The organism is Marinovum algicola (genome assembly GCF_900109145.1).
Lineage (GTDB): Bacteria > Pseudomonadota > Alphaproteobacteria > Rhodobacterales > Rhodobacteraceae > Marinovum > Marinovum algicola.
Map to the genome: position 1 here is coordinate 1 of NZ_FNYY01000052.1, position 6,398 is coordinate 6,398.

General features: G+C 61.3%; 5 protein-coding genes. 3 read left to right on the plus strand and 2 right to left on the minus strand.

Features of this window, described 5'->3' with window-relative positions; all coding sequences use genetic code 11:
* Both BMW90_RS25925 and BMW90_RS25930 read left to right on the plus strand, forming a co-directional pair.
* Positions 1 to 710 (plus strand): ABC transporter ATP-binding protein (locus tag BMW90_RS25925; RefSeq protein ID WP_139211568.1); only part of this gene is annotated, 710 nt, incomplete at its 5' end.
* Between the two features lie 109 nt (positions 711 to 819).
* Positions 820 to 1,107: a hypothetical protein gene (locus tag BMW90_RS25930; RefSeq protein WP_074840668.1), complete on the plus strand. Its 288-nt coding sequence runs from the start codon at positions 820 to 822 to the stop codon at positions 1,105 to 1,107.
* A 677-nt stretch (positions 1,108 to 1,784) separates the two neighbouring features.
* Here BMW90_RS25930 and BMW90_RS25935 read toward each other — a convergent pair.
* Together BMW90_RS25935 and BMW90_RS25940 are read right to left on the minus strand one after the other, a co-directional pair.
* Positions 1,785 to 2,558 carry a recombinase family protein gene (locus BMW90_RS25935; protein ID WP_074840670.1) on the minus strand — a complete coding sequence of 258 codons (774 nt, stop codon included), beginning with the start codon at positions 2,556 to 2,558 and terminating at the stop codon, positions 1,785 to 1,787.
* 692 nt (positions 2,559 to 3,250) lie between these two features.
* The gene (locus tag BMW90_RS25940) at positions 3,251 to 3,652 is read right to left on the minus strand and encodes a helix-turn-helix domain-containing protein (protein ID WP_074840672.1); all 402 of its coding nucleotides are present in this window, start codon (positions 3,650 to 3,652) and stop codon (positions 3,251 to 3,253) included.
* A gap of 237 nt (positions 3,653 to 3,889) precedes the next feature.
* Between BMW90_RS25940 and BMW90_RS25945 the strand changes: the two genes are divergently transcribed.
* Positions 3,890 to 5,860, plus strand: a complete 1,971-nt coding sequence (locus BMW90_RS25945) for a hypothetical protein (RefSeq protein WP_074840674.1) — start codon at positions 3,890 to 3,892, stop codon at positions 5,858 to 5,860.
* The last annotated feature ends 538 nt before the right edge of the window (positions 5,861 to 6,398 follow it).

The window sequence follows — 6,398 nt, forward strand, 5'->3', positions numbered from 1 at the left end:
AACTCGACAAGCTGCTTGATCGCAAGCCTGGGCAGCTGTCGGGAGGCCAGCGCCAGCGCGTGGCGATGGGCCGCGCCATCGTGCGCGATCCGGCGGCCTTCCTCTTTGACGAGCCGCTGTCGAACCTCGACGCCAAGCTGCGCGTCCAGATGCGGTCGGAGATCAAGACGCTGCACCAGCGGGTGAAGACGACCTCGATCTACGTCACCCACGACCAGATCGAGGCGATGACGCTGGCCGACCGGGTGGTGATCCTCAACGGCGGCAATATCGAGCAGGTCGGGCGTCCGATCGACCTCTACAACAAGCCCGACAACCTGTTCGTGGCAGCTTTCATCGGCACCCCGTCGATGAACCTGATCGACGCCACCATCGTGAAGACCGACACCGGGTTGGCGGCGGAGCTGGCCGGTGGGCAAATGGTTCCCGTCACCAGCAACCATCCGAAGATCGCCGAACACGACAAGGTCGTCGTCGGCCTGCGGCCGGAGCATTTCACGGCCGATGCCTCCGGTGTGCCGTTGTCCGGTTCGACCACCCTGGTGGAGCCAACGGGCGCGCAAACCCATATCACCTTTGAGTTGGGCGGGAAACCGGCGACCGCGGTGCTTGACGGAGGTGTCGACATCGAAGTCGGGCAGAAGCTCACCGTGTCGATCGACCCGGCGAAGGTCCATTTCTTCGACAAGGCAACCGGGAGCCGCAGGTAGGGCAGCAGAAAACGGCGGCGGATAGAGTGGGTCGACTGGCGCGTTGATCTGTGCGATTGACTACAGCAGCATCCGATCGCCCCATGACAGCTGGTTGAGGACCGAGGTTTTGGGCTCGATCCTGCTGTCGCTTTGGACCGGCCTGTTGCCGCTCGCCCTCGCCGGATCACTGGTCGGCCTCTGGGCGGTGATTGCCGGCGATGTCTCGATGACCGCGATCCTCGCGACCGGCGCGGCTCTCCTGAGCTTCGGCCTCGTGATCGCAACCGTTTGTGTATTTCGGGTGACGATCAAGGCCAGCTACGCGCACCCCGCCGCCTCGACCAATGTCACGTCATTCACGCCCCGCCCTGTCGGGCCAGGCGCAATGCTCCACACGATGAAAAAGGCCGCCTAGCTGCACATCCAATCGGAGACGCCTGGTGCCGGCGACCATGAATGGACAGATGCCCTTGGGGTTCAGTATCGGAGCATCCGATCTTGGGGACATTGCGGCGCCCCGATGCATCCCCATGCAAGCAGTGCGAATTTCCTAGGACTTCGATACCCCATCGATGCCGCGGCCGCTCCCTGACCATCGAGCCTTTCCTGATTGCCGGTTCGAAAGCTCCTTTCACGGGAGCGACAGGAACGCGCTTTCCTTCTTTCCTTCAAGAGGTGCGGGGTTCCTTTGCGCGCAGGCGCGATGCTGCTCACGCCACGACTGTGGACAGCGACGGCCTCACGCGCGGGGAATGGCCGCAGCCGTTCCGTCACGAGCCTCAGCTGCGATACTTCCCTCCGAACCAGCTTCTCCTCCGGGAAGCCGTCGACGCATCCGGCTCCTTGGATGAGCTCCGAGAACCCTCAAGGCTCATCTTCATCGCACGGTTCCGGTCAGCCTCGGTGGCGCAATCCGGCAGAGGTCCTTGCGAGACCCTGATGATTGAACATGCGCCCCGTGTCGAAAGCCCGCCTGCAAGCGGTCCAGAAGCAGCGGCATTGCCACATGTTCGGAGCATGCCCTGTGCATCTTCGGAAATCAGAAACACCCTCGGCCCGTCCCGGACAACCAAGCCTTTCCTCGCAAAAGATTCACATCATGCCAAAGCCAGGTTGCTTGGAATAGAACGCCTCTTCCTCCTGCAACAACTTGCGCGCCTTGGTTACCGGAATGCGCACTCTCGACGCGTTCCATTCCTTGTTTCGCGAGGTCCTGATCCCCTTGCTATTCAGCAGCGCCGCGATCTCAGCATAGCTCAGCCCAGCAGCATCCTCCTGGCGAAGCACGCTGGCAATCCGCTCCACCTGCAACTGTGCCTTCTCGGCATTGGCCTTAGACGCCTTTCCCTGAAGCTCCCTGATCGTCGGGTTGCCGAGTTGAACGCCCTGAGCCCTCCTCGCAGCCAATGACTCACGGGTTCTCTCCGAGAGCACTTTCCGGCGGCGCTCTGCGTGTTCGAACCTGGCTGCCTCGGACGCGCGCCGGAGGGTCATTGGTTCCTCGACGCAGATGACCTCACAAGCCGCAGGAAGAATGGTTCGGATCTGGTTCTCGATGTCGGCATACCGGGAGAGACGATCCCAGCTCCAGACGATGACATCAGCCCCCTCTGATGCGGCCAGACGCAAGGCATCCTGCAACCCGGACCTCTGGTGAAAGCTGTCTTCTCCGGCCCCGCTGGCGACGTCAGAGAAGTGGTCCAGCACTGTGTACCCGGAGAAGTCGGCAAAGCGGTCTATGGCGTCTCTCTGGGCCTCCAGGCTCGTTCCACGCGCGCCCTGCTCCTTGGTCGAGACCCGTGCGTAGCCCACCGCCATCTTCCGGATTTCCTGACCGCGATCCCGCGCCACGTCCCTCTCCATCATCCTTATCGTCCTTCACTTGTGTATCCATCTCACCTCTTAAGGTGCTGTTAGTGTTATAGCGGTCTGAAGGTGGAGATGCGTGTGGGAGAGAGTGTGCTTGTGTGATTTCCTATACGATGGCCTCAAGGAAATCACAGGAGGAGGTCATGGGCACCGTGCTCGTGGCGAAAGCAAGCGGAGCCGCCACGGTCCCTGAGAGATGGAGACCACGCGGCGCGGTCGCCTCTACCGGACTCCTGTCCTTGAGACCCTACCTACGGCTATGAGGCGACGCGGTCATCTAGCGAGTGAGGTCCTGGCGTCGCGCAAGCAGCCACCGGCATCCACACCTGTACAGAGAGCGATCCTGACACGCATTCCTGCCGATCCGGACGCTTTGTCACCCTTGCCGGAAGGCTCCCCTTGCTCGAAGCCCTTGTTTTTAAAGGGCTTACGCCATGGCTATGTTTACATGACACAGCCGTAAAACGAAAATCGGCCTCCGAAATGTAAACATAGGGGAAACATAGCTCACTAGTGAGAGGCCGAAATGGGCTGAAATCGATGGTTTTCGAGGGGCGCGGGCGGTGCGATGGAAACATTGAGGCACCCCCATGGAAACCTCATGTAAACATCAGGCACCCTCTTGGGGCGACATGTAACCATGCAGGCGGCGCCTGGTGCATTGCATCGGACGCCGCCCTGGACCTTGTCTACTTGCCGAAGATGCCTTGGATCGCGGTACGCGCTCTCCGGGTCAGCCTCGGGTCGGTGTTGTCAGAGGCGTCGCGGATCTCCTCCAGCCAACCCAGCTCGTTCTGCGTCACCGGCGTACCGAAGGCCTCAAGCACGGCCGCGGTGGCGGTCTTGCCGATCGACTGCTCCAAGGCCAGCCGCATGAGGTAGGCCGGGTCGCATTCGAGGGCCGCCGCCATCGAGGGTACACGGTCCAGCGGCAGCTTCGACGCGCCACTCTTGATCATCGAGACCATGTTGGGGTGCACGAAACCGGCGGCCGCCGCGATCTCGATCTGCGACTTCCTCGGCTTCAAGGCCAGCACCCGTTTCGCGACGTACTTGGCAAGTTCGGTTTCCTGATGTGGTTTCACGCTCATTTTCGCGCTCCTTTCGTCTGCTAACTTCTTGTTATCGATACTATTGTTATAGCTGCGGCGTTGATGGGATTTGCTGGCGGGAGAAATGTCTTCGATGGGAAATCGCACGGACTTGCGGTGCCCGGGACAGGCCGGGATCACACCTTCGGCCCGGCGATTTCTAGCGTCCGAACGAGTTGCCGTTGCTCTGGCGCGGCGCTAGAGAACAAGGCCCGCCCTCAGCACGAGACGTCCATCATGTGCGACACCCTCCGACAGCGCGTTGCAGGCCAGATCGACGACCTGAGCAAGACTTCCAAGTTGGTGGTCGCCGGTCGGTTGGAAGATCAGCACGACGACGCCGATTTCATCCGCTGCCTGAATGGTCTTCTAGCCGCCCGTCCCAAGCATTGGGGAAAGGCCATGCCGAAGTCAGAAGCAGATGCCGTGGATGAGAAGGGAAAGCTCCACAGACAGGCCGAGCTGGTCGCCTTTGGTGACTGGCTCCTGGTTGAGCGTCATCCCGGGTATCGTAGAAAGGGTGGCCCGGAGCCCGATCTGCGGCTCGTTCTCAAGACCGTGGCGGCCGCGATGTTGGAACTTTCGCTGAGGCCGATCGAGGAGAAGCACGGACGCGACGCGCCCCGCCAGAAGCACCGCACCCAAGCCATCAACAAGGCCGACCTTGCACGCCGGTGGAAACCTCTGTTCGGCGAAACTCGGGAGCCTGAATTCTTCGACTCGCAGCTACGACAATTGCGGAGGCTCCTGTCCGGATACCGGTCTCATGTCGGAAGCGGCAGTGCGCGCTTTGGTGGAAAGGTCGTCACCTCCTCACCGAATATCGAAGCCATCCGCGCCGGCATCACGCCGAAGCCTGCCAAGAAGAAAGCACCTCTCCCCGCCTCAAGTGTGACACCACCCGTCCCGGCTGTGGCCCGCGCGTTCAAGATTGACCTGCCCTATTCTTCGGATGAGAAACGCCAGGAATACCGCGGCAAAATCTTAGCCGCCGTGCCACTGCCGCACCTGGAATACAAGCCGACCCTCCTGGGCGTTCCCAGCGCATCCAAGCCGCAGAAATTGGTTCTGCGCCCGGATGTCGAACCGGAAGACTATCGGTTTCACGCCGTAGTCGACCGGATGGTCCTGCTCGTCGAGACCAAGAAGATCACCGACGAACGTAGCCTGCAACGCCGCCTCACGGCCAAGACCGATGCCACCACCTATGTTCGGGACCCTGCCCGCCGCAAAGACAAAGATCGCGAGAATTGGGGAAAACCCCTGCCGGAGCTTGACGGATCGAAATCAGCCGGACACTGTTTCGCAATCCTCGTGCAGGACCCGGAGCCCGCTCCCCTGTCATCCCTACTGAAGGTTTTGCGCGAGGATATCGGCCTCAATGGTCCGGTACAGTTGCATCTTCTCGAAATCTCCATCGACATCTTTCCCAGGTCCTCATCCGAGACAGCGGCGCTCTTGCAAAGGGAGAAGATGGTCGCGCTCCTGCATCGTCATCACTGGGCGCCTGCCTCAGCCTTTCCCATCGAAGACGGGATCATCCCGAGATATGGAGATGCCCGGACAAGCATCAGCTCCAAACCTAAATACCTGTTCCAGCACCCAAAGAAGGCCAGCCGCGTCTCCGATCTTCAAGTCAAAGACAAAGACAAAGACGTGCGCGACAGGCTGTTGAGCGAGACGCCCGGAGACCTCCCCTACCTGAATGCCACGCTCTACCGGGGAGCCACGGCCGCCTCGGCAATGACCAGCGCCCAGCACAAGATCGCGGACCGCAGGAACCCGGGAAAGAACACGCTCGAGTACCTTGCCTTCAAGGATCGCCGTGCCAGGCTGGAGGTGACCCTCTCCTGGGAGCAGACCCTCGCAGGCAGAGGCGTCAAGACCGTTGACGACCTCGCGACCGTGTCCTTCCGCAAGCTGACCAGCCCGTATCTGTCCCTCTGGCTGCCTGTCGTCCCTGATGAGGAGGACCTGTTGAAGGACATCGAGGTGCAGCTTCAATCCCGGGGCGTCTATGGCATCGAGCTTCGAAACCGGGCCAGATACGAGCGCGACCGTGAGACGCTGAGAGGCTCAGGCAAGCCGCTGCCTCGAAGGACCGCCTCTCAGGCCATCGGCCTCGTCAGGTGGTCGGAGATGAACGACCGCATCGGCACCGCGCTCGACGACCTGAGGAAGCGATGGAAGACCTTCAGGCCCTCTTGAACGCGCCGCCGCCGCGGCGCGACCCTCCCCCTCCTCTCATGTCTCTTCTGGTAGATGCTTCAGAGAGGGAAGGTATAGGGTACCTTACAGGGTATATATGATAGATGAGATTCCCCTCAGTTAGTAGCGCCGCGGCTCTGTGAGGGGCGCCGAATTCAGGGTGAGCGTCGCAATAAGTAAGCACATAGGCCTCTCGGCGTGCGGCCACCCCCTCCAGTAGCGGGCTCGCGGCCGCGAAGTCTCCAGGAATTTGACGTCCAGTTGAGCTTAACTTCGGCAGCACAGCCATCGTCAGACCAGGCGCAAGGGCAATGCGGCACCAGAGGCGCTGAGAGCGCGCCAGGAGGCCATCACGTCCCGGGTAGCCTCTATACGGCTGAAAACTTCTAGAGGCACCCTAAGGCCCCTCATATCCGCTCTGAGCGCAAACCCTTGTCTCAGCGGTGCGCCTGGATGCATCTCGGCCTGACAGCGCAGCCCCGCGCATACGCCCAGAGTCCCACTCGGACCGCTCGGACCGCTCGGACCGCTCGGACCG

Bases quoted from the DNA above. Each gene is read 5' to 3' on its own strand.
- BMW90_RS25935 (WP_074840670.1), bottom strand. From the start codon at position 2,558: ATGATGGAGAGGGACGTGGCGCGGGATCGCGGTCAGGAAATCCGGAAG.
- BMW90_RS25940 (WP_074840672.1), bottom strand. From the start codon at position 3,652: ATGAGCGTGAAACCACATCAGGAAACCGAACTTGCCAAGTACGTCGCG.
- BMW90_RS25945 (WP_074840674.1), top strand. From the start codon at position 3,890: ATGTGCGACACCCTCCGACAGCGCGTTGCAGGCCAGATCGACGACCTG.